The sequence below is a fragment of the Bordetella sp. 2513F2 genome, from assembly GCF_054642735.1.
Genome location: NZ_CM137755.1, coordinates 1069282 through 1090644, shown reverse-complemented (window position 1 = coordinate 1090644; position 21363 = coordinate 1069282). Strand labels below are relative to the sequence as shown.

Annotated in this window: 19 protein-coding genes; 14 read left to right on the top strand and 5 right to left on the bottom strand. The window is 64.0% G+C overall.

The window, feature by feature from the left end; all coding sequences use genetic code 11:
* The first annotated feature begins 21 nt into the window (after positions 1–21).
* The gene (locus tag ACYBYQ_RS05125; protein WP_459617428.1) at positions 22–912 is read left to right on the top strand and encodes a LysR family transcriptional regulator; all 891 of its coding nucleotides are present in this window, start codon (positions 22–24) and stop codon (positions 910–912) included.
* Positions 913–923: 11 nt separating this feature from the next.
* Here ACYBYQ_RS05125 and ACYBYQ_RS05120 read toward each other — a convergent pair whose 3' ends face one another.
* Positions 924–1913 (bottom strand): Bug family tripartite tricarboxylate transporter substrate binding protein, encoded by a 990-nt coding sequence (locus ACYBYQ_RS05120; RefSeq protein ID WP_459617426.1) that lies wholly within the window; start codon positions 1911–1913, stop codon positions 924–926.
* Positions 1914–2106: 193 nt separating this feature from the next.
* On the opposite strand from ACYBYQ_RS05120, the gene ACYBYQ_RS05115 reads away from it, so the two are divergent.
* Genes ACYBYQ_RS05115 through ACYBYQ_RS05090 form a run of 6 tightly spaced genes read left to right on the top strand, consistent with a single transcriptional unit; the run spans position 2107 to position 9875 of the window.
* Positions 2107–3456 carry an MmgE/PrpD family protein gene (locus ACYBYQ_RS05115; RefSeq protein ID WP_459617424.1) on the top strand — a complete coding sequence of 450 codons (1350 nt, stop codon included), beginning with the start codon at positions 2107–2109 and terminating at the stop codon, positions 3454–3456.
* A gap of 18 nt (positions 3457–3474) precedes the next feature.
* Complete coding sequence (locus tag ACYBYQ_RS05110) at positions 3475–5595, top strand: acetate--CoA ligase family protein (RefSeq protein ID WP_459617422.1); 2121 nt, start codon at positions 3475–3477, stop codon at positions 5593–5595.
* A gap of 14 nt (positions 5596–5609) precedes the next feature.
* Positions 5610–6500: an NAD(P)-dependent oxidoreductase gene (locus ACYBYQ_RS05105; RefSeq protein ID WP_459617420.1), complete on the top strand. Its 891-nt coding sequence runs from the start codon at positions 5610–5612 to the stop codon at positions 6498–6500.
* Between the two features lie 31 nt (positions 6501–6531).
* The gene (locus tag ACYBYQ_RS05100) at positions 6532–7521 is read left to right on the top strand and encodes a Bug family tripartite tricarboxylate transporter substrate binding protein (protein WP_459617418.1); all 990 of its coding nucleotides are present in this window, start codon (positions 6532–6534) and stop codon (positions 7519–7521) included.
* Positions 7522–7539: 18 nt separating this feature from the next.
* Positions 7540–8970, top strand: a complete 1431-nt coding sequence (locus tag ACYBYQ_RS05095; RefSeq protein WP_459617416.1) for an NAD-dependent succinate-semialdehyde dehydrogenase — start codon at positions 7540–7542, stop codon at positions 8968–8970.
* Complete coding sequence (locus ACYBYQ_RS05090) at positions 8967–9875, top strand: NAD(P)-dependent oxidoreductase (RefSeq protein ID WP_459617414.1); 909 nt, start codon at positions 8967–8969, stop codon at positions 9873–9875. Before ACYBYQ_RS05095 ends, ACYBYQ_RS05090 begins: the two co-directional genes overlap by 4 nt.
* A 57-nt stretch (positions 9876–9932) precedes the next feature.
* Here the strand turns inward: ACYBYQ_RS05090 and ACYBYQ_RS05085 are convergent, their stop codons facing one another.
* A complete protein-coding gene (locus ACYBYQ_RS05085) occupies positions 9933–10898 on the bottom strand; it encodes a Bug family tripartite tricarboxylate transporter substrate binding protein (RefSeq protein WP_459617412.1) in 966 nt (321 codons plus the stop codon).
* Positions 10899–11043: 145 nt separating this feature from the next.
* Here ACYBYQ_RS05085 and ACYBYQ_RS05080 point away from each other — a divergent pair, with 145 nt between their 5' ends.
* The 3 genes from ACYBYQ_RS05080 to ACYBYQ_RS05070 are packed head-to-tail and all read left to right on the top strand — an operon-like array spanning position 11044 to position 14136.
* Positions 11044–12489: an aldehyde dehydrogenase gene (locus ACYBYQ_RS05080; RefSeq protein ID WP_459617410.1), complete on the top strand. Its 1446-nt coding sequence runs from the start codon at positions 11044–11046 to the stop codon at positions 12487–12489.
* A gap of 19 nt (positions 12490–12508) precedes the next feature.
* Positions 12509–13411, top strand: coding sequence for an NAD(P)-dependent oxidoreductase (locus tag ACYBYQ_RS05075; protein ID WP_459617408.1), 903 nt, complete (start codon positions 12509–12511; stop codon positions 13409–13411).
* Positions 13412–13425: 14 nt separating this feature from the next.
* A complete protein-coding gene (locus tag ACYBYQ_RS05070) occupies positions 13426–14136 on the top strand; it encodes an IclR family transcriptional regulator (RefSeq protein ID WP_459617406.1) in 711 nt (236 codons plus the stop codon).
* A 32-nt stretch (positions 14137–14168) separates the two neighbouring features.
* Here ACYBYQ_RS05070 and ACYBYQ_RS05065 read toward each other — a convergent pair whose 3' ends face one another.
* Genes ACYBYQ_RS05065 through ACYBYQ_RS05055 form a run of 3 tightly spaced genes read right to left on the bottom strand, consistent with a single transcriptional unit; the run spans position 14169 to position 16959 of the window.
* Positions 14169–15176 carry a D-2-hydroxyacid dehydrogenase gene (locus tag ACYBYQ_RS05065; protein ID WP_459617404.1) on the bottom strand — a complete coding sequence of 336 codons (1008 nt, stop codon included), beginning with the start codon at positions 15174–15176 and terminating at the stop codon, positions 14169–14171.
* Positions 15173–15961, bottom strand: coding sequence for a class II aldolase/adducin family protein (locus tag ACYBYQ_RS05060; RefSeq protein ID WP_459617402.1), 789 nt, complete (start codon positions 15959–15961; stop codon positions 15173–15175). Before ACYBYQ_RS05060 ends, ACYBYQ_RS05065 begins: the two co-directional genes overlap by 4 nt.
* A 17-nt stretch (positions 15962–15978) precedes the next feature.
* Positions 15979–16959: a Bug family tripartite tricarboxylate transporter substrate binding protein gene (locus tag ACYBYQ_RS05055; protein WP_459617400.1), complete on the bottom strand. Its 981-nt coding sequence runs from the start codon at positions 16957–16959 to the stop codon at positions 15979–15981.
* A gap of 85 nt (positions 16960–17044) precedes the next feature.
* Between ACYBYQ_RS05055 and ACYBYQ_RS05050 the strand changes: the two genes are divergently transcribed.
* Genes ACYBYQ_RS05050 through ACYBYQ_RS05035 form a run of 4 tightly spaced genes read left to right on the top strand, consistent with a single transcriptional unit; the run spans position 17045 to position 21357 of the window.
* Complete coding sequence (locus tag ACYBYQ_RS05050; RefSeq protein ID WP_459617398.1) at positions 17045–18163, top strand: Bug family tripartite tricarboxylate transporter substrate binding protein; 1119 nt, start codon at positions 17045–17047, stop codon at positions 18161–18163.
* 33 nt (positions 18164–18196) lie between these two features.
* Positions 18197–19741, top strand: coding sequence for an acyl-CoA carboxylase subunit beta (locus ACYBYQ_RS05045; RefSeq protein ID WP_459617396.1), 1545 nt, complete (start codon positions 18197–18199; stop codon positions 19739–19741).
* Between the two features lie 7 nt (positions 19742–19748).
* Positions 19749–21113 carry an acetyl-CoA carboxylase biotin carboxylase subunit gene (locus tag ACYBYQ_RS05040; RefSeq protein ID WP_459617394.1) on the top strand — a complete coding sequence of 455 codons (1365 nt, stop codon included), beginning with the start codon at positions 19749–19751 and terminating at the stop codon, positions 21111–21113.
* Positions 21114–21144: 31 nt separating this feature from the next.
* Positions 21145–21357 (top strand): acyl-CoA carboxylase biotin carboxyl carrier protein subunit, encoded by a 213-nt coding sequence (locus tag ACYBYQ_RS05035; protein WP_459617392.1) that lies wholly within the window; start codon positions 21145–21147, stop codon positions 21355–21357.
* The last annotated feature ends 6 nt before the right edge of the window (positions 21358–21363 follow it).

Genomic DNA, 21363 nt, shown 5'->3' with positions numbered 1-21363 from the left:
ACCCAGTACGAGAACAAGACAATGAAAGGAATGGACGTCCCCGCCCTTGAAGCCTTTGTGGCGGCGGTAGAGGAGAAAAGCCTTTCCAAGGCGGCCGAACGCACCAATTTGGTCACGTCCGCGGTCAGCAAGCGCATCGCCGAGCTCGAGCGGCACCTGCAGCGCACGCTGCTTGAACGCCATGGCCGCGGCGTGGCGCCCACGCCTGCCGGCACCTTGCTCTACCAGCGTGCCAAAGCCATTCTGCGTTCGGTACAACTGGCCGAATCGGCCATGCGGATCTACGGCCCTGATGGTCAGGTGAAACTGCGCCTGGCGGCAAACCCGTCGACCATTCTGCAGTTCCTGCCCAGCCGCATGAGCCGCTTCCTGTCGCAGCGCGACGATGTCAGCGTGGACCTGATCGAGGCGCACAGCTACGACGTGCCTCGCATGCTGGTCGACGGCGTCATCGACATCGGCATTTACCATGCCGATCATCCGGCGCCCGGCATCGTGTCGTTTCCGTTCGCAACCGATCGCGTAGGCCTCGTGGTACCCATCAACCATCCCCTGAGCGGGCGCGGGGAGCTCCACTTGGAAGAAGCGCTCGACTATGACCTGCTGGGCTACTTTCCCCGCCACTCGCTGGAGCAGTTTCTGGCCTATGCAGGCCAGACGATGACACGCCCGCCTACGGTAAAGCTGCAGGTCTCCAACTTCGAAACACGCTGCCGCATGATCCGGGAAGGTCTTGGCATCGGCATGGTTCCCGAGCAGATCGCGGCCAACTACCTCAGCAGCATGGGCCTGGTTCTGCTGCGCCTGAAGAACGATTGGGCCGTGCGGCAGTTCTTCGTGGCCGTGCACGAAACCGACAGCATCAGTGCGGCAACCTCCGAACTGCTGCATTTCCTGACCCAGCCGACCTGACATGCCCCGCCTCAATCCACTTGCACGCCCAGGCGCCTGATGAGCTCGCCGTTGTGCTGGATGTCATGCTGATACAACCTGGCGAAGTCCTCGATGGACGCATTCACCGGCAGCGCTCCCATGGCGGCCAGCTGGGTCACGCCATCAGGCTGATTCATGGTGTGATTGATGGTCTTGTTGAGTTTTTCCAGGATGGCGCGCGGGGTGCCCACGGGCGCCATCACGCCGTACCAGGCCGAAGGCGCGAATTCCTTGAAACCCAGCTCGGCAAAAGTCGGCACGTCGGGCAACAGGGAATAGCGCTGCGCTGAACCCACTGCCAGGGCGCGCACCTTGCCGTCCTTGGCATTGATGTAGCTCATCACCGTTCCGGCAGTCGCGAAAGACAGATCCACGCGGCCGCTCAACATGTCGACCATGCCCTGCGCGCCGCCCTTGTACGGAACATGGAGGAACCTCAGGCCCGATTGTTCCTGGAATTCAAGCGCAGCCAGGTGCGGATCGGATCCATTGCCGGTGGAGAACACCGTGAAACCACCGGGCCGGGCCTTGGCCGCCTCGTAGAAACTCCTGTAGTCGCTTTCCTTCACCGACGGCCCCACCACCATGATGTTGGGCATATTGAGCAGCAGCGCCACGGGCTGGAAGTCGGTGGCCGGGTCGAAAGGCAGGTTCGGAAACAGCCACTTGGTGTTGACGTGGCTCTTGGTGACCAGGAACAAGGTATAGCCGTCGGGCGCAGCCTTGGTGAGTGCGCCGGCGGCAATGGTTCCGTTTGCGCCGCCCCGGTTCTCCACCACCACGCTCTGGCCTAGCTCCTTTTCAAGACGGCTGGCAAGTATGCGTGCCGCGTTATCCGACGGACCGCCCGCCGGAAAGCCCACCAGCAACGTGATGGGCCGCGAGGGGTAGTTGTCGGCCTCGCCGGCGGCGGCGCCGATCACGCCCGCAATTCCCAGACACAGCCCGGCAACCCAGGCGCCGAAATGACATCCCTGCATCGCGTGTCTCCTTTGGCTTTGTGAGAATCGTTTTATGCATCGAATGGTAGGAGCCGCACGCACGCAGGAAGCGGGCGATTCTTCAACGCTGGTTTTCTTTTTTTTCAAACCTCGCCATCCAGCGGACCTTTAGATTGAGTGCCGATACAAGCCGACCCAGGAAAAGGCGGCACACCCCCACGGAGACACGCCAATGCTTCTCGAACAATTGGCCGAATACGGCGCGCGCGACAGCGTGCGGGAGCTTCCCCCCAGTGTGATTCATCACGCCAAGCGGGCACTGGTGGACTGGTTTGCCGCCCTGTACCCAGGGACCCGCGTGGCGCCATGCCCGCAACTGCTGGCCGCGCATGCAGCGGAGCTGGGCTTCGGCCGTTCCAGCCTGCCGGGCTGCGGCACCACGGCTTTCAGCCCTACCGCCGCCTGGATCAATGGCAGCGTGTCGCACGCTGTGGAGTTCGATGACATTTTCCGCGACGCCGTCTACCACCCCGGCCCGCCCGTCATTGCTGCAGCGCTGGCCGTGGCCGAAGAGCGCGACATGCGCGGCACCGACCTGCTGCGCGCCATCGTGGTGGGCTATGAGATTTCCACCCGGATCGGCGCAGCCGTACAACCCGCGCATTACCGCTATTTCCATACCACCGGCACCGTGGGGAGCTTCGGCGCAGCGGCAGCCACGACGGCCCTGGCGGCGCCAGGCGACGCGCAGGCCATGTACCACGCGCTGGCCACCGCGGCCAGCTTCGCCGCCGGCCTGCAGCAGGCTTTTCGCTCGGATGCGATGACGAAGGCGCTGCATGCCGGCAACGCCGCCAATGCAGGCGTGCGCGCCGGCCTGGGCGCTGCGCACGGCCTGACCGGGGCGGCAGGCATGCTGGACGGCCCGGTGGGCTTTGGGGCGGCGCTCGCCGGATCACCCGACTGGTCAAACGTCGTTCAAGGCTTGGGAGAGCGCTACAACATCGAACGCATCACGCAGAAGAACCATGGCTGCTGCGGCCATACTTTCGCCGCCATCGATGCGGCGCTCGCACTGCGCGCAGCCCATGGGCTGACGCTGGACGAGATCGAGGCGATCGAGGTCGATACCTACCAGACCGCGCTGGACGTGACTGGCAACCGCGACCCCCGGACGGCCTTCGAGGGGAAGTTCAGCCTGTGCTACGTGCTGGCCCACGCACTGAAGTATGGGTCGGTGCGTCTCGACGCCTTCGGCGCAGAGCGCCTGATGGATCCGGCCCTGCGCGCCGTGATGGATCGCGTCACGCTGCGTGCCGATCCGGAATTGACCGCTGCGTTCCCGGGCCAGCGGGCTGCGCGCGTGACCATCATCAAGCGCGACGGATCCAGCGTGCGCCACGATTCCCCCTACCGCAAGGGCGACCCCGAGGCTCCGCTCAGCGACGCCGAACTCAACGGCAAATTCGACGAGCTGGTGACGCCCGTGCTGGGGGCTGCGCGCGCGCAGCAACTGCGCGAAAGCGCCTGGAACATCGATGCCCTGGATGTACGTGCGCTACGCCTGCACCAGCCTCTGTAAGACTCCCTACGCCACGACATGATGAATTCCGCGACCTTCCGCCAAGCCCTGCTCGACCCTCAGCACATCGCCCTCATCGGCGCATCGGGCGACGTTGCCAAGAACACCGCCCGGCCCCTGCGCTTCATGCGCAAGCACGGCTACAAGGGCAGGATCTATCCGATCAACGCGACGCGCGCAGAGATCATGGGGGAAACCGCGTATCCCGACATGGGTGCGCTGCCCGGCCCCGTAGACCACGTTTTCGTGATGGTGCCAGGCTCCCGGGTGGTAGAACAGCTCGAGGGCTGCGCCCGGGCGGGCGCAAAAGTGGTGACCATCTATAGCGATGGCTTCGGCGAGTCCGGCCCCGAGGGCCGCATGCGCCAGGAAGATCTGGTCAGCAAGGCGCACGCGTTGGGCCTGCGCGTGCTGGGCCCCAACAGCATCGGCATGGCCAATCTCAATGCCGGCAGCATCCTGTCGGTGAATGCCGTGTTCGAATCCGACACGCTGGTGGCCGGCCACGTCAGCATGGTATCCCAGAGCGGGTCGATGATGGGTTCGTTGCTATCGCGCGCCGCCGCCCGCGGCATCGGCTTCGCCAAATCGGTCTCCGTGGGCAACGAAAGCGATGTCTCGGTCGGCGAGATCGTGGATGCGCTGGTGGACGATGAGGAAACCCAGGTCATCCTGTTGTTCCTGGAAACCCTGCGGGACGGGCCTGTGATGGCAGGTGCGCTGAACCGGGCCCATGCCGCAGGCAAACCGGTGATCGCCTATAAACTGGGCCGCTCGGCCCAGGGCGAGGCTCTGGCGCAATCCCACACCGGCGCCATGGCAGGCAACGACGCCGCGGTGGACGCCTTTTTCAGGGCGCACGGCGTGCTGCGCGTGGAGTCGCTCGAAACCCTGTTCGAGATCGTGCCGCTGGCACAGCGCTACGGCCGCTGCAAACCCGTGGCGCACACGCCGCGCGTGGCCGTGATCACCACCACGGGTGGCGGCGCGGCAACCGTGGTCGACAACCTGGGCCTGAGGGGCGTGGTGGCCGCCACGCCGCCCGATGCCTTCATCGCGCACATGGCCGGACGCGGCTTGAAGCTGCGCCCGGCGCCCATCATCGACCTGACCCTGGCCGCCACCAGCGCCCAGTACCAGGACCTGCTCGAGCAGCTCCTGCAGGCGGATTGGTGCGACGCCGTACTGAGCGTGGCCGGTTCGTCGGCGCAGTTCCATCCCGAGCTGGTCGTCAGGCCCCTGCAGTGCGCCGCCAAACCCGACGACAAACCGCTGGTGGCCTTTCTTGCGCCCGACGCCATGGCGTCGCTGCAGGTCCTGCAGAATGCGGGAATCCCGGGTTTCCGGACCCCCGAATCATGCGCCGAGGCCCTGGCGCTGTTTCTCAGGCGCCCCTTGCCTTCGCCACCCGTCGCCGAGGCTTCGTCCCCCGTCTGGCCCCAAGACCTGCCAAAGGAAGGCAGCTTCACGGAGTACGAGGCGGGCCGGGTATTTGCGGCGCTGGGCGTACCCACTGCTGCCATGCAGTTGCTGCCCGCCGACGCCGATGTCCGACCCCCGGCCGATCTGCGCTACCCGGTCGCGCTGAAGATCTCCTCGCGCGACATCCCGCACAAGACCGAATGCGGCGGCGTGCGCGTGGGCATCCGTGATGCCGCAGACCTGCGCCATCAGGCCGCTGCAATGTTCGATGTCGTGCGCCAGCGGGCGCCGGGGGCACGCATCGATGGCCTGCTGGTGCAGCAAATGGAGAGCAGGCTGCTGGAACTGATACTGGGCTATCGCCACGACGCGCTGGTAGGCCCGATCGTAGTGCTGGGTGCCGGCGGCGTCGCTGCCGAGCTATCGCCCGACGTGTCGATCCGCCTGGCGCCGGTAAGCCGCGAGCAGGCCTTGAGCATGATCGACGAAGTGCGCGCGACCCGGCTGGTGCGTGGTTTCCGCGGCCTTCCCAAGGGGGACATGGATGCCCTGGCGCAAGCCATCGCGGCATTCTCCCGTTTGGCGCTGTGGCAGGACGGCCGCGTGGCCGAGGCCGAGATCAATCCCTTGTTCGTACAAGCCGGCGGCGTAGTGGCCGTGGACGGCCTGCTGCGCCTTGAAGGAAAGAACGACCAAACCCTCAGGTACGAGAAGTGACATCAGGAGTAGATATGAATATTGGTTTCATCGGCTTGGGCCGCATGGGCTTCGCGCTCGCTTCGTCTTTACTTGGAAAGGGCGAGAAAGTCGTCGTCTACGACACCAATCCTGCCGTGGTTGCACGGATTGCCCAGGCAGGAGGGCAGCCAGCGTCAGGCATAGCCGACGTCTGCAGCCAGGTCGATCTGCTCATCACCATGCTGCCCGGCCCAAAACAGGTTCTCGAAGTGGCATTGGGCAAAGGCGGCATAACCGACTCCCTCAAAAGCGGCGGCATCTATATCGACATGAGTACCGTCGATGTGGCCACGGTGGATACCGTGCACTCGGCATGCCGCGAGCGCGGGATCGTGTTTGGAGATGCGCCGGTTGGCCGTCTTGCCGCGCACGCCGACAGGGGCGAATCGCTTTTCATGCTGGGTATTGCGCCCGAGCATCATGCCACGGTGGAACCCGTGCTCTACAAGATGGGCACGACCGTACATTACTGCGGTGAGGCCGGCAGCGGCACGCGCACGAAGCTGGTCAACAACATGATGGTGCTGTGCTACTGCCAGATAAATTCCGAGGCGCTGGTACTGGCCAAGGCGCTCGGCCTGGATGTGAAGAAGACCTTCGAGGTGATCACCAGCACGACCGCCAGCAACGGCCAGCTCAAGGAAAAGTGGCCCAACAAGGTGCTGGCCGGCGATCTCACGCCTGGCTTCGATATCGCGCTGGGGTTCAAGGACATCAGCCTGGCCGCCACGGCAGCCCAGCAGGGCAACGTGTCACTGCCCGTGTGCGACATCACGCGCAATATCTTCCGCATGGCCCTCAATGCGGGCAAGGCGGGCCAGGACACCTCCTGCCTCACGGACTTCTGGGCGGAAACGAACGCACTCGAGAAAATCCGCCTTTGAGCCATATACCCCACCGAGGAGAGAGACATCCATGAGAAGAACCAGACGCACATTGATCAAGACCCTGCTGGGCAGCATCGCAGGCCTGTCCATGGCTGGCAGCGGCCTGGCACAGGAATCCTCCTATCCGGACAAGACCGTGACGATCGTGCTCGGCTTCTCCGCAGGAGGCCCTACCGACGTCGTAGCGCGCATCCTGGCCGACAAGCTGAGCAACAAGCTGGGCCAGTCCTTCATCATCGACAACAAGGCCGGCGCCAGCGGCGCCCTGGCCGCCAATATCGTGAAAAAGGCTGCGCCCGACGGCTATACGTTGATGCTGGGTAGCAGCAGCACGCTGTCCATCGTGCCCAATATCCGGAACGACGCCGGCTATGACCCCATCAAGGACTTCACGCCCATCGCGCTTGTTGCCAACTATCCGTACTTCCTGGTGGTGCCAGGCAACTCCCCCTTCAAGACCTACGACGAACTGGTCGAGTACGGCAGAAAGCCTGGCGCCGAACTGAACTATGGTTCGGCAGGCACGGGGGCGGTGAACCACCTGGCCGGAGAGTGGTTCAAGGCCGAAACCCGGATCAATGCCACGCACGTCCCTTACAAGGGCGACTCGGCAGCCATCAGCGACCTTGTTGCCGGCCGATTGGATTTTGCCTTTATCGCGGGCGCAGCCGCCCTGCCGCATGTCAAGACGGGAGCGTTCAGGCTCCTGGCCTCGGCCAGCGCCGTTCCTGGCCGCGGCGCTCCAGGCCTGCTCACCATCGGGGAGTCCCGCATCCCGGGCTATGCCGCTGAACCATGGAACGGACTGATGGGGCCTGCCGGCATGCCCGAGAACATCGTGGCGAAGCTCAATGCAGCGGTCAACGAGGCCATGAAAGACCCCGACGTCGTCGCCAGGCTGGCTTCAATGGAGCAGTACCCGTTCAACGGTACGCCGCAATACTTCAGGTACTACATCGCGGAACAGACCGCGCACTGGGACAAGGTCATCGACCGGACCAGCATCGAGATCCAGTAAGACCGACACGGAACCGCCATGCATTACACCCAATTCATAGACGGAGCCTTCGCAGACGGCACCGGCGAAGCCATCTTCGAAGTGATGTCCCCTTCCAGCGCCGAAGCACTGGGGTGCTACAAGCACGCCTCGGCCGACGATGTACGCCGCGCCGTTACCAGCGCCAGCAACGCCCTGCCGGCATGGAAACAGACCGGCGCCGTCCAGCGCTCGGTCATCCTGCGCAAGACGGCAGACGAGATCCGCGCCGGACGCGATGCGCTGGCCCGCCAGATCACCCTGGAGCTCGGCAAGCCGTACGCCGAAGCGCAGAAGGAAGTGGACGTTGCCGCCGAGATGTTCGAATGGGCCGCCGAAGAGGCGCGCCGCCTGTACGGACGCGTCATCCCGGCGCGTACGCGCGGCATCGTGCAGGTCGCCCAGCTCGAACCCATGGGAGTCGTCGGGGCCTTTTCCGGCTGGAATGCGCCGGCCATCACGCCTTCGCGCAAAATCAGCGCCGCGCTCGCGGCCGGCTGCACCATCGTCATCAAACCCTCGGAAGAAACCGCGGGTGTGGCGCTCATCCTGGCCCAGGCGGCACAGCGCGCCGGCGTGCCGGCAGGAGTACTCAATATGGTGTTCGGCCATCCTGCCGGGATCGCCGACATGCTCTGCACTGCGCCGGAGGTGGCGATGATCACCTTCACAGGGGGCACGGCGGTGGGCAAGGAACTGGCCGCCAAGGCGGCTGCCCACATGAAACGCGCCACGCTCGAACTGGGCGGACATGCGCCGGTCGTGGTCTGGCACGACGTAGACCTGGACAGGGTGGCAGCGTCGTGCGTGGCCACCAAATACCGCAATGCCGGCCAGGTCTGCACCTCGCCCACGCGCTTCCTGGTGCACGAGAGCATATATGCCGAGTTCAGCCGGAAATTCGCGCAGGCAGCCCGGGCGCTCAAAGTGGGCGACCCTTTCGATCCTGCCACGCAGGTGGGCCCGCTGAAGAACGCCCGCCGCCTGGCAGCCATCGAGGCTCTGGTGCAGGATGCCAAGGCCAAAGGCGCCGAGGTGCTGTGTGGCGGGCGCCGTATCGACGCCCCGGGCTACTACTACGAACCCACGGCACTCGGGGTCAGGGATCTCGCGGCAGACGCCTGCCATATCGAACCCTTCGGCCCCATCGCGCTGATGATGCCGGTCCGGGATGCCGATGAAGCCTTGCGCGAGGCCAACCGCCTGCCCTTTGGCCTGGCCGCTTATGCATTCACGCAGGACATGCGGCTGGCCCATCGTTTCGCCGACGAAATCGAGAGCGGCGTGGTGTGCGTGAATGAACTGCAGGCCTCGCTGCCCGAGACCCCATTCGGCGGCTACAAGGACAGCGGCCTCGGGTCGGAGGGCGGCACGGAAGGCATGCGCGAATTCCTGCGGACCAAGTGTGTACGTCAAGGAGGTCTGGCATGAGCACCACATTGGGTTTTGTGGGCGTGGGGGTCATGGGCGGGGGGCTGTGCAAGAATCTTGCCCTCAAGTCCGGATGCCTGGTTCGGGCTGCAGACGTATCTCAGCCCAATCTCGAAGCGGTAGCGTCTTTCGGCGTAAGCGCCAGCAATCTGTCCGAGATTGCCCGCCAATGCGAAATCGTGTTCCTGTCGCTGCCGTCCATCGCGCAAGTGGAAGACGTCTGCCTGGGACACCAAGGCCTGGTCAGCAACGCGGACGCGCTGAAATTCATCGTCGACATGAGCACCAGCGACGTAGGCCGCACCCGGGCCTTGGCGGAAAAACTCCAGGCGGCAGGGATCACCCTGGTGGACGCCCCTGTCGCGCGGAGTCGCGAGGCCGCCAATAACGGGACACTGCTGATCACGGTTGGCGCCAGCGCCGGTGACTTCGCCCTGCTGGAACCCTACCTCCGGTGCATGGGTACCGACGTATTGCTTTGCGGCGGAGTGGGGAGCGGCCAGGTCGTGAAGATCATGAACAACAAGGTGCTGCTCAACACCGTTCATGCCCTGGCCGAAGCCTTCGCCATCGCCGAAAAAGCCGGCGTGGCCAAGGATCTGCTGTCACGTGCGCTGTCTTTGGGGTCGGCCAACTCCTTCGCCCTCAAGCTGACCGGAGACAACTACCTGGCCAGGGACGACTTCCCCGAGAAGATGTTCCCCACCAGCTATGCGTTGAAAGACCTGAATCTGGCCATCACCCTGGCCGAACACGTGGACGGACCGAGCACGCTTTCACGCGCCACGGCCGATACGCTAGAAAAAGCCGAGGCCGCAGGCTACGGCGCCAACTACTACCCGGTAATCTACCGCGTGGTCGGGCGCCATCCCGCTCCCGAAATGGGCTCGGCCGCCAAGGCATAGGCAGGAGCCCCGGGTGGCATCGCCACGAACGGCGCCGCCACCCCGCCCCTGCCCCCGTCATTGGGGCTCGATCCCCGCAGCCTTGGCCGCCTCGCCCCACTTTTCCTGCTCGCTGGCCATGAAGCTCGCAAACTCGGCCGGCGTGCTGTTGACGACAGCGCCGCCCATGTCCTCGATACGCTGGCGCATCTCCGGGGTATCTACCACCTTCGCGGCATCCTGGTAGATGCGCTGCACCAGCTCCGGCGCGATGGACGAAGGCGCCAGCAGGCCGAACCAAGTACCCGCCTCAAAGCCGGGCATGCCCTGCTCGCCAAAGGTGGGGACGTCGGCCAGGGCCTTGACGCGCTGGTCGTTGGCCACGGCGATGGCACGCAACTTGCCCGACTTTATCAACGGCAAGGCCGAACTGATCGTAGCCAGCATCATCTGCACCTGACCCCCGGCCAGATCGGTGAACGCCGGCGCATCGCCGCGATAAGGCACGTGGGTGATGCTGCTCTTGGTTGCGATCTTGAACAACTCGCCGCTCAAGTGCTGAGCCGTACCCGTGCCAGGAGAAGCGAAATTCACCTTGCCGTCCTGCTCTTTGAGATAGCCCAGGAACCCCTCGAGATCCGTGGCCGGGATCTCGGGGTTGATGACCAGCACCAGCGGCACCTTGGTCACCAGTGTGATGGGCGACAGGTCTTTTACCGGATCGTAGCTGAGCGACTTGTACAGATGGCCACTGATGGTATGGGCTGACGTCGTCATGTAAAGGGTATAGCCGTCTCCAGGCGATCGCGCCACATAGCTGGCCGCGATGGTGGTACCGGCGCCCCCGCGGTTCTCGACCACCACGCTCTGGTTCCAGGCTGCGCCGAGCTTCTCGGCTACGGCGCGGGCCACGATGTCCGTGGCGCCGCCCGCAGGATAAGGCACCACCATGCTGACGGCCCTTGTCGGGTAGTCCGCTGCCTGCGCCACGGCGCATAAAGCCAGGGTGGCCGCTCCCAGCAGCGCATGCCATTGCATTCTCATTCTCCGTCTCCTCTTGCCATTCACGGCCATAGTGGTATATTTGACATGTTCTTTCTAACAGAACATATGTTCTGTTTTTTAACTTCAAACGAGACATGCTGTCAAGCCTGAACGGGTGCAACAGGCCAGCACGAGGAGCAAGAGAATGCCTACCCCCTCTGAAACCAAATCCCTGCTGATAGGTGGCGAATGGGTGCCCGCTGCAGACGGCGAATTTGAGTCGATCAATCCCGCCACGGGCCAACGCAATTTCGGCATCGGGGCGGCTTCCTCCGCGCAGGTCGATGAAGCCGTCGACGCGGCCTGGCTCGCAGTTCGACAGCCGGCGTGGCGCGACATGCTGCCGCATCAGCGTGCCGCGATCCTGCGCCGCATCGCCGACGGCATCGACAGGAACGCCGAAGAATTCGCCCGCCTGCAGATGATCGAGAACGGCAAGGTCTGGGCCGAATGCAAGGCCCAGGTAGGCAGCGCGGCAGCAACCTTCCGCTATTACGCTGCCGTGTGCGAGACCATCACCGCCGAGGTCACGCCACCGCGGGGCAACTATCTGTCCATGACGCAGTACGAGCCGTATGGCGTCATCGCAGCCATCACTCCCTGGAACTCGCCCATGACCATGGAGGCGCAAAAAGTTGCGCCCGCGCTGGCAGCCGGAAACGCCGTCCTGCTCAAGCCATCGGAGGTCACGTCGTCGCCTGCTCTACTGCTGGGAAAAATCGCGCTCGAAGCGGGCCTGCCGCCGGGCATACTCAGCGTACTGACGGGCCTGGGCGCCACCGTGGGAAAGCGCCTGGTCGAGCATCCCGGCGTCCGCATGGTGTCGTTCACGGGCGGCACGGCCAGCGGCCGGACCATTGCGCGCGCCGCTGGCGACAAGCTCATGCCGGTAGCGCTGGAACTTGGCGGCAAGTCGCCGCACATTGTGTTTGCCGATGCCGATATGGATGCCGCCATCGAAGGCGTGGTCGGCGGAATCTTCGAAGGTAGCGGCCAATCGTGCGTGGCGGGTTCCCGGCTGTACGTGCAGCGCGGCATCGCCCGGGAATTCCTGGAGAAGCTGGTGGCCCGCGCCGGCCGCATCAAGGTCGACATGCCCGATGCCCAAGGTGCCCAGATGGGTCCCATTGCATCGTTTGCTCACCGCGACAAGATCGAGGGCATGGTAGCCGAGGCCTTGAGCAGCGGCGCCGAGGCGTTGTTGGGAGCCGAGCGCCCGCGGGGCCTGGATCAGGGCGCCTTCTACCTGCCCACCATCCTCGGCCGCCTGGACCGCGACGCGCTGGTGGTGCGCGAGGAAATTTTCGGGCCGGTGCTGTGCGCCCTGGAGTTCGACGACGAGGAAGACCTCATCGACCAGGCCAACGACAGCGCCTATGGCCTGGCCTCGGGCATCTGGACTGCCGACTACCGCCGTGCGTGGCGCGTGGCGCGGCGCCTGGAGGCCGGCAGCGTCTGGATCAACACCTACAAGCAGCTTTCCATTTCCACACCTTTTGGCGGGTTCAAGCAGAGCGGCATCGGGCGTGAAAAAGGCCTGTCGGGCATACGCCTGTACCAGCAGAGCAAGGGCATTTACTTCGGCATGTAACGCATCAGGGAGAACATCAATGAATGCATTCAATACTCTGGGATTCATCGGCCTGGGCGTCATGGGGGAACCCATATGCCGCAATCTGGCACAGAAAACGAAGCTGCCTGTCTGGGGCCTGGATACCGATCCCGAACCCCTGCGCCGACTCGCGTCCCATGGCGTACAGACGGCAGCAGACATCGCTGCCGTGATGAAAAGCAGCGACGTCGTGTTCCTGTCGCTGCCCTCCGGCGAGGTCGTGCAGCGCCTCGCCGAGCAGGCCGACGGCCTGCTGGCCCACGCCCGCGCGGGCCAGATCATCATCGATCTCAGCACCTCCCCCGTGGACGTGACCCGCAACCTGGCGCAGGCCTTCGCCGCCAAGGGCACGATTTTCATGGACGCGCCGGTCGCCCGCACCCGTGCCGCTGCCGAAGCCGGCACGCTGTCGGTAATGGTGGGCAGCGAGCCTGAGACATTCGAGCGGGTACGCCCCCTCATTGCCACCTTTGCCAGCGAGATCACCCTGTGCGGCCCCATAGGCAGTGGCCAGGTCCTGAAAATCATGAATAATATGGTGCTGTTCGAAACCGTGATGGCCCTGTCCGAGGCGCGAGCCATCGCCCGCCGCGCAGGCGTAGACCCCAAGGTGCTGCTTGAAACCCTCACGCTGGGCTCGTCCGACAGCTTCGCACTGCGTAATCACGGCCTCAAGGCGATCCTGCCGGGCGAGTTTCCCGAAAAGGCCTTCCCGGTGGACTATGCACGCAAAGACCTCCGCTACGCCTTGTCGCTGGCCGACCAGACGGGCGTGGAGGCCCTGGGCGCACGCAGCGTCGAGACCTGGTTTGCGCGCGCCGTCGAGGCCGGGCTGAGCACCCGGTATTTTCCGGTTATCAGCCGGCTGGTCGACAGCGTAAAATCCGGGTCATCCCAGTAATTCTGCAGACGTGAATGAGTCGACCCCCTTCTTCCGAAACCACCGAAGGTGTAGCAGCGGTTGAGCGTGCGCTGGCCATTGTCGAGGCCGTGGCCCAGCATGGAGAGCCCATCGGGCTCGCCGATCTCGCGCGTGCCACGGGTTTCTACAAAAGCACATTGCTGCGCTTGATCGCCTCGCTCGAGCGCGCGGCACTGGTGATGCGCCAGGTAGATGGTCGGTATAGCCTGGGGCCCTATGCCTATCGCCTGGGACGCGCCTACGAGAAGGCATATGGCCTCACCGACGTCATCCTGCCCCTGTTGCAGGAAGTCGTCGAAGCCGGCTCCGAGAGCGCCTCCTTTCACGTCTACCATGACGCCACGTCACGAGTCTGCCTGCTGCGCGTGGACTCGCATCATTCCACACTCGACCGCATCCGCCCCGGAGACCTGCTGCCGCTGGCGCGCGGCGCAGCCGGGAAATTGCTGAGCCGCGCCATCCGGGGCGAAGAAGCCGAGGCCATACCCGAGGTGGAAACCTCCATGGGCGAGCGTGACCCCGATTGCGCAGCAGTCGCCAGCCCGGTCTACGGCCCCGACAACGTCATGTGCGGCGTCATCTCGCTATCCGGGCCCAAGGAACGCTACACGCCCGCGGCGATCAAGAAAATGTCGAAACTTGCGCGCGATGCCGCCCGGCAGGCCACCCGGGCGCTGGGCGGCCGCTGGCCCTCCGGGCGCTGACACGCGCCCCGCCCGCCGCCGATCATCCGGCGTCAGGTGGGCCTGGCCTCGTTGACCAGCGGTTCGCCCTCACGCAGGCGCCTCAGGTTATCAAAGAACAGCTCGGCAATGCGACCATGCCGTCCTGTGCTGTCGCCGGCGGAATGAGGGGAGATCAGCACGTTCTTCATATCCCACAGCGGAGACGACGGATCCAGCGGTTCCTTCTCGACCACATCGAGATAGGCGCCCGCCACGCGGCCATCGCGCAACGCTTCAATGAGATCCTGCTCCGCCACCACCTCGCCGCGCGCAACGTTGATCAGCTGCGCCCCAGGCTTGAACAGATCGAAGCGGCGCTTGTTCAGCAAGTGCTTCGTGTCGTCGGTGAGCGGGCAAGCGAGCACGATCCAGTCGGCACGCGGAAGGGCGTCGTCCAGGCCCGAGATCGGCCCCACCTCGTCGAAATGCGGCATCGGCCCGGACACACTGCGACGCAGGCCATGCGTGACCAGTCCGACCGCCTGGCACAGCCTTGCCAGTTCGCGGCCGATGCTGCCGGTGCCCACGATGAGCACGCGCTGGCCACGCAGTTCGACGGGCTCGCGCTCGTCCAGGCGCAGGGGATTCCAGGTGCGGTCCCGCTGCCCTTCGATCCAGAGCAACATGCGTCGCGACAGGGCAAGCAGGCCGGTCAACGCAGTGAGCGCCACCGTCTCCGCGGCCAGCCCGGCCGTGTTCGTCAGGCGTACGCCTTTCGCGGCGAGTTCCTTGTGGATGGGACGATCCAATCCGGAGGACGGAACCTGAACCCACTTCAGATTCCGCGCCCTGCGCAGCAGGTCACAGAATTCCCGCATGGGCAGGGTGAGATCGGTCTTGCTGGAGGTACCCAGTATGTCTGTAGACAGATAGGCGGCTTCGACCCGCTCCAGGGCCGAATCCGGTATCGAAGCCCCGGCATCCGGATCGTAGACGATCCACTGCACGGCGGCGCCGTCACCGCCCAGCAAGTGGCCATAACGCTCGCGTACAAGCCGGGATGTAAGTAGCGTCGTCATGTCTTGTAGGAAGGGTCCTTGCGATCGAGCATGCGGAGCATGGCAGGCCATTCGAGCACGCCGTAGGGCTTCTGCTTACCCGGGGCATCGGCACTGGGCTGGACGCGCAGCTGGTCGTTGGTCCGGTCGATGACGCTTTGCGGCGGAATCAGCAGCTCGCTGTTGCAGCACATTGCCTTGATCTGCGTGCGGCAGGCGCGCTCTATCCGGTAGATATTGTTGAATGCCTGCTGCACGGTTGCGCCGACTGCCAGGAGACCATGGTTGCGCAGGATCATCACCTCGCTGTCGCCCAGGTCGCGGACGAGGCTTTCGCGCTCGTTGTCATCGACCACGACGCCTTCGTAATCGTGATAGGCCACCTTCGAGAAGCGCATCGCAGTCTGGGTCAACGGCAGCAGGCCGCACTTCAATGCCGACACCGCCATGCCGTCGGGGGTGTGGGTGTGGATCACACAGTCGATGTGGTGGTGCGCGGCATGGATGGCGCTGTGAATCACATAGCCCGCCTTATTGACCCCGTACTCCTCCCAAGGGTTGTAGAGGATGTTGCCCTCGATGTCGATCTTGATCAAAGACGAAGCAGTGATCTCGGCGTACATAAGCCCGAAAGGATTGATGAGGAAGGCGTTCTCCTCCCCCGGCACCCGCAGCGATATGTGGTTGTAGATCATGTCACACATATCGTAGTGGTCAACCAGCCGATAGCAGGCGGCGAGGTTCACCCGGGCCTGCCATTCGGCATCCGGGAACCGGGTATTGGGAACTGCATTCAATGCTGTCATGGTGCCCTCCGATGGATTTACTGAGGCTCCGCCCCGGATATTCTGACGATCTCCGCCCAGCGCGGAATCTCGGTGCCGATCAGCTCCTTGAACTGTTCGGGTGTATTGCCGGTAGGCGTGGACCCCTGGGCTTCCAGCGCATCCTTCACCTTCGGTGTCTTCAGGGCCTGAATCACCGCATCACTGAGCGTCTTCACCCGGTCGGCAGGCGTTGCAGCCGGCACCAACAGGCCGTTCCAGAACGAAATATCGAAGCCGCGCACCACTTCGTTGGCGGCCGGCACGCCGGGTAGTGCGGCAGAACGCTGGGGCGTGCTTACCGCCAATGCCCTCAATCGCTTCTCACGGATGTGTCCGAGCACCTCCACTTCCGGCGCAAAGACCGCGTCGATCTGGCCGCCGATCAGATCCGTCAGTGCCGGGGATCCCCCTTTATAGGGAACGTGGGTCATCTCGAGGCCCGCCTTGCTGGCGAAAAGCGACCCGGCCAGATGCTGAATCGTGCCTACGCCAGCAGAACCGTAGGTCAAGGGCGTGGAAGCTCCTTTTGCCCGCTCCACAAATGAAGCGAGATCCTGGATCGGAGACTTCTCGCTCACGACCAGCACGGCAGGCAGCAGCGAGATCTGTGAAACAGGCGCGAAGTCCTTGACGATGTCATAGGGGAGAGACTTGTAGAGCGCACGATTGGACAGGTGAGCGGTGGACGTCATCAACATCGTGTTGCCGTCGGCCTCGGCCCGCGAGACGTGGGTCGCCGCGAGGTTGCCGCCAGCGCCGGGCCGGTTCTCGACAACGACGCTCTGCTTGAGGATCACGCTCATCTGCTCTGCAACCAGGCGGGCGGTGGTATCCGTGCTGCCTCCTGGCGAGTAGGGCACCACCAGCGTCAGCGGCCTGTCTGGCCATGCGGCCGCCGCAGGGCCGGCGATTGCGGCAGCGCCCGTGATCAGTGCCAGAGAAATACAAGCGGCAATACGGCCTTTCATGCGGTCCATTCATTGTCTCCTGGGATCGTTCATCTTGGTAGTCGTTCTACTTGACGGAACGTCTGTTCCGTTTTATGTTGTAGCGGATTCTACGGTGGAAACCTGGGAAATTCAATATTTCAACGCAGCGTTTCCATACGAAGAATCGAGGCTTGCCGATTTTTCACAGTCGACGCAGCGGGACGGCGTGAGACTTCTTCGGCGACGAAAACAACCAGACAAAGGAGACATCATGTCGTTCAAATGGGGCAGAACGCTCGTTGCCATGGCACTCGCGGCCGCTTGCTCGGCAACGCAGGCGGCGGGATATCCGTCAGACGCACCGGTCAAGCTCGTCGTGGGTTTCACCCCCGGCAGCACCATCGACACGACGGGGCGCATCATCGGCGAGGCGCTGTCCAGGCGCCTGAAGCAGGCCTTCGTCGTAGAGAACAAAACCGGCGCCAATGGCCTCATCGCCGTGCGCACCGTTACCCAGGCCAAACCGGACGGCTACACGCTGCTGGTCAGCAACTCCAGTTCGATCACGGTGAATCCATTGCTCTTCAAAGACGCGAAGATGGATCCCCTGAAGGACCTGGCGCCGGTAACGCCCGTGATTTCCGTGCCCTTCGTGCTGCTGGTCAATCCCGAGAATCCTCGCATGCGCAACATCGGAGACTTGAAGTCGCTGGTGGACTACGCACGCCAGAATCCCGACGCGCTGACCTACGGTTCCGCCGGCAATGGCAACCTGATGCACTTGGCAGCAGCCCAGCTGGCCACCATGTCCGATGTCAAGATGACGCACGTGCCCTACCGTGGCGCCGCCCCGATGGAAGCGGCACTCATGAGCAAGGAAATCGACTTCGGTTTCGACACGCTGTCGGGCCTGCCGCTCGTCAAGTCGGGAAAGCTCAAGGCGCTGGCGGTTTCAACGGCGCAACGCTGGCAGGACATTCCCGAGGTTCCCTCCGTGGCGGAACTCGGCTACCCCGGATTCGACGTCGGCTTCTGGGTGGGCATCTTTGCGCCGGGCGGCACTCCGCCTGAAGTCGTGGCATTGCTCAACAAAGAGATCAACGCGGTCATCAAGGATCCCGAGGTGCAGAAGCGCCTGTGGGCGCAAGGCCGCCCCGACCCCATGAGCGTCGATGCATTCAAGAAAAGGATCTCGACCGAACTCGAACAGAATGCAGACCTGATCACGCGCGCCGCGATCAAGGCCGAGTAACTACGGCGTCGTTGAGCAAGAGAGGAGACCAAGGTGCCCTGGCAGAAAGAACTGGATGAACTGGCCCTGCGCAAGAGACTCGCCGCCCGCATGGGTGGCGAGGAGAAAGTGCGGCGCCACCGCGAGAACGGCCGCGTCCCCGTACGGGAACGCATCGAGAAGATGCTGGATCCCGGCAGCTTCAGAGAGGTGGGCGCCTTCGCCGGCACGGGCCAGTACGACGCCGCGGGCAACCTGACCGACTTGACCCCGTCGAACCTGCTGATCGGCCGCGGCAAGGTCCAGGGTCGTCCTGTGGTCGTCGCCGCCGACGACTTCACGGTGCGCGGCGGCGCCAACGACGGCGCGGTGGGAGACAAGCTGGTCGAGTCCGAGAAGATGGCACACGACCTGAGGATGCCCCTGGTCCGGCTGGTCGACGGAACAGGCGGTGGCGGCTCGGTTCGCAACATCGAGAACAAGGGCCATACCCTGCTGCCCAAGATGCGCATGTGGCCGCTGATGGCGGAGAACCTGGCAACCATACCGGTAGTGTCTCTGGCGCTGGGCTCTGTGGCCGGTCTGGGCGCCGCCCGGGTGACTGCAAGCCATTATTCCGTAATGGTGAAGAACACATCGCAGTTGTTCATCGCGGGACCGCCCGTCGTCGCGCGCATTGGCCAGAAACTCGAAAAGAACGAGCTCGGTGGCAGCGCCATCCATACCCGCAACGGCGTGGTCGATGACGAGGCCGATTCGGAGGAAGAGGCCTTTGCCAAAGCACGCCGGTTCCTGTCATACCTGCCACGCAACATCGACGAACTGCCGCCGCGAGCCGAGCCCGGCCGCCCTGCTGCCGACCAGGAAAAGCTGCGCCGCATCGTTCCAGAAGATACGCGCGCGGTCTACAAGATGCGTACCATCGTCGAGACCGTGGTGGACGAAGGCTCTTTCATGGAGATCGGCGCGCGTTGGGGCCGCGCCATGATCACGGGCCTGGCGCGCATCAACGGCTGGCCGGTGGTGGTGTTCGCGAGCGACCCCTACATCTATGGTGGCAGCCTGGACGGCCCTTCCTCCGAGAAGTACGTGCGCATGATCGACCTCGCGGAGACCTTTCATCTTCCCGTCGTCAATCTGGTCGACATCCCCGGCTTCCAGATCGGATTGGCAGCTGAAAAAAGCGGGGCCATGCGCTATGGCGTCCGCGCCCTGACCGCCGTGGCGCAATCCACCGTGCCTTGGTGCACGATCATTGTGCGCAAGGCCTACGGCGTTGCGGGGGGGGCTCACCAGAGCGCGGGCCGCTACAACTTCCGTTATGCATGGCCGTCGGCGCAGTGGGGCTCACTGCCCCTGGAGGGGGGGCTCGAAGTCGCCTACAAGGCCGAGATCGAGGCCGCCGCCGACCCCGAGGCCAAGATGCGCGAAATCGAGGCACGCGTACGCAGCCTGATGTCGCCGTTCCGCAGTGCGGAGGCTTTCAATGCCGAAGACATCATAGATCCGGCCACGACCCGCGACGTCCTGGAAGAGTTCGTGGAAGTCGCCACCCCGTTGCGCAAAACAGGACCGCGTGCTTTCAGCTACCGTCCGTGAGGTTGAGATGACGAAACTGAAACGAGTCATCATCGCCAACCGTGGCGCAGTCGCGCATCGCGTGATCCGGGCGCTGCGCAAGCTGGGCATCGAGTCGGTGGCGGTCTACTCCGAAGCGGATGCCGACCTGCCCTATGTGCGCGAAGCCGACATGGCCATCGCGATCGGCCCCGCACCGGCCACCCGGAGCTACCTGGACCAGGCTGCAATACTGAAGGCTGCCCGCGAAAGCGGCGCCGATGGACTGCATCCCGGCTATGGATTCCTGTCGGAAAATGCAGAGTTCGCCGAGAAAGTACAGGACTGCGGGTTGATCTTCATCGGCCCCTCGCCGCACTGGATACGCACACTGGGCCACAAGACGCAGGCGCGGGATCTGATGCGCGAGCTGGGGATGCCCATGGTCGCCAGCAGCAGTCTGCTGAATGATGATGCACAGGTTTTGAGGCAGGCTGCGCAGGACCTGGGCTACCCCGTGCTCATCAAGCCCGCGGCCGGTGGCGGTGGAATCGGCATGCTGCAGGCACACAGCGACGGCGAACTGATCGAGCAATGGAGCCGTGCCCAGACGATCGCCACCCGCAGCTTCGGCCGCGCCGACCTGTATCTGGAAAAGCTGGTGATGGACCCGCGCCACATCGAATTCCAGATCCTGGCAGACCGCAACGGCAAGGTACGCTGCCTGTTCGAACGCGACTGCTCAACGCAACGCCGCCACCAGAAAGTGATCGAGGAGGCGCCGGCTCCTGCATTGCCGCGCAGCGAGCTCGAAGCCATGGCAGCCAAGCTCGAGCACATACTCGAGCGCCTGCGCTACGACGTGATCGGCACGGTGGAAATGCTCTACACGCCGCAAACGGGCTTTTCCTTCCTGGAAATGAACACGCGCCTGCAGGTGGAACATGCGGTCACCGAGGAGGTGACGGGCATAGACCTGGTATCGGCCCAGGTACGCCTGGCCGCCGGGGAGCCGCTGGACGCCGTGCTGCCGCAACCGCCCGGACTGAACGGCCATGCCGTGCAGGCGCGCGTCTATGCGGAGGACCCCACCCGCTTTCTGCCCTCACCCGGGATGTTGAAGGCATTCGCGCCGCCGAGCCTTCCCGACATACGCGTCGAGACAGGCTACGGCGCTGGCTGCCGTGTGTCGAGCCACTACGACCCCATGCTGGCGAAAGTCATCGCCCACGGCGCCACGCGAGATGAAGCCATAGACCGCCTGAAGACAGCGCTGGCTGAATTCCAGGTAGAAGGCGTGAAGACCAATATTCCTTTCATATTGAAGGTGCTGAACGATGCCGATTTCATCGCGGGCCGCGTTTCCACGGGATTGTCGGCACGAATAATCGCAGCCGCCCAGTCGGCTGCATAGCTCTCAGTCCAGCAACATCCAGGAGCAGATCATGAGCAAAATTGAAACCCAAGTGGCAGGTCGTGTCGTGTCGATCGATGTTTCCGCGGGGCAGCACATCGCCGCGGGCGACATCGTCGCCAAAGTGGAATCCATGAAAATGGAGATCCCCGTCGAAGCGGAGCGGGCCGGCGTCGTGGCGGGCATTCTTGTGGCGATGGGCGACGAAGTCGAAGAAGGCCAGACGATCGTCGAGCTGGAATGAGCTGCC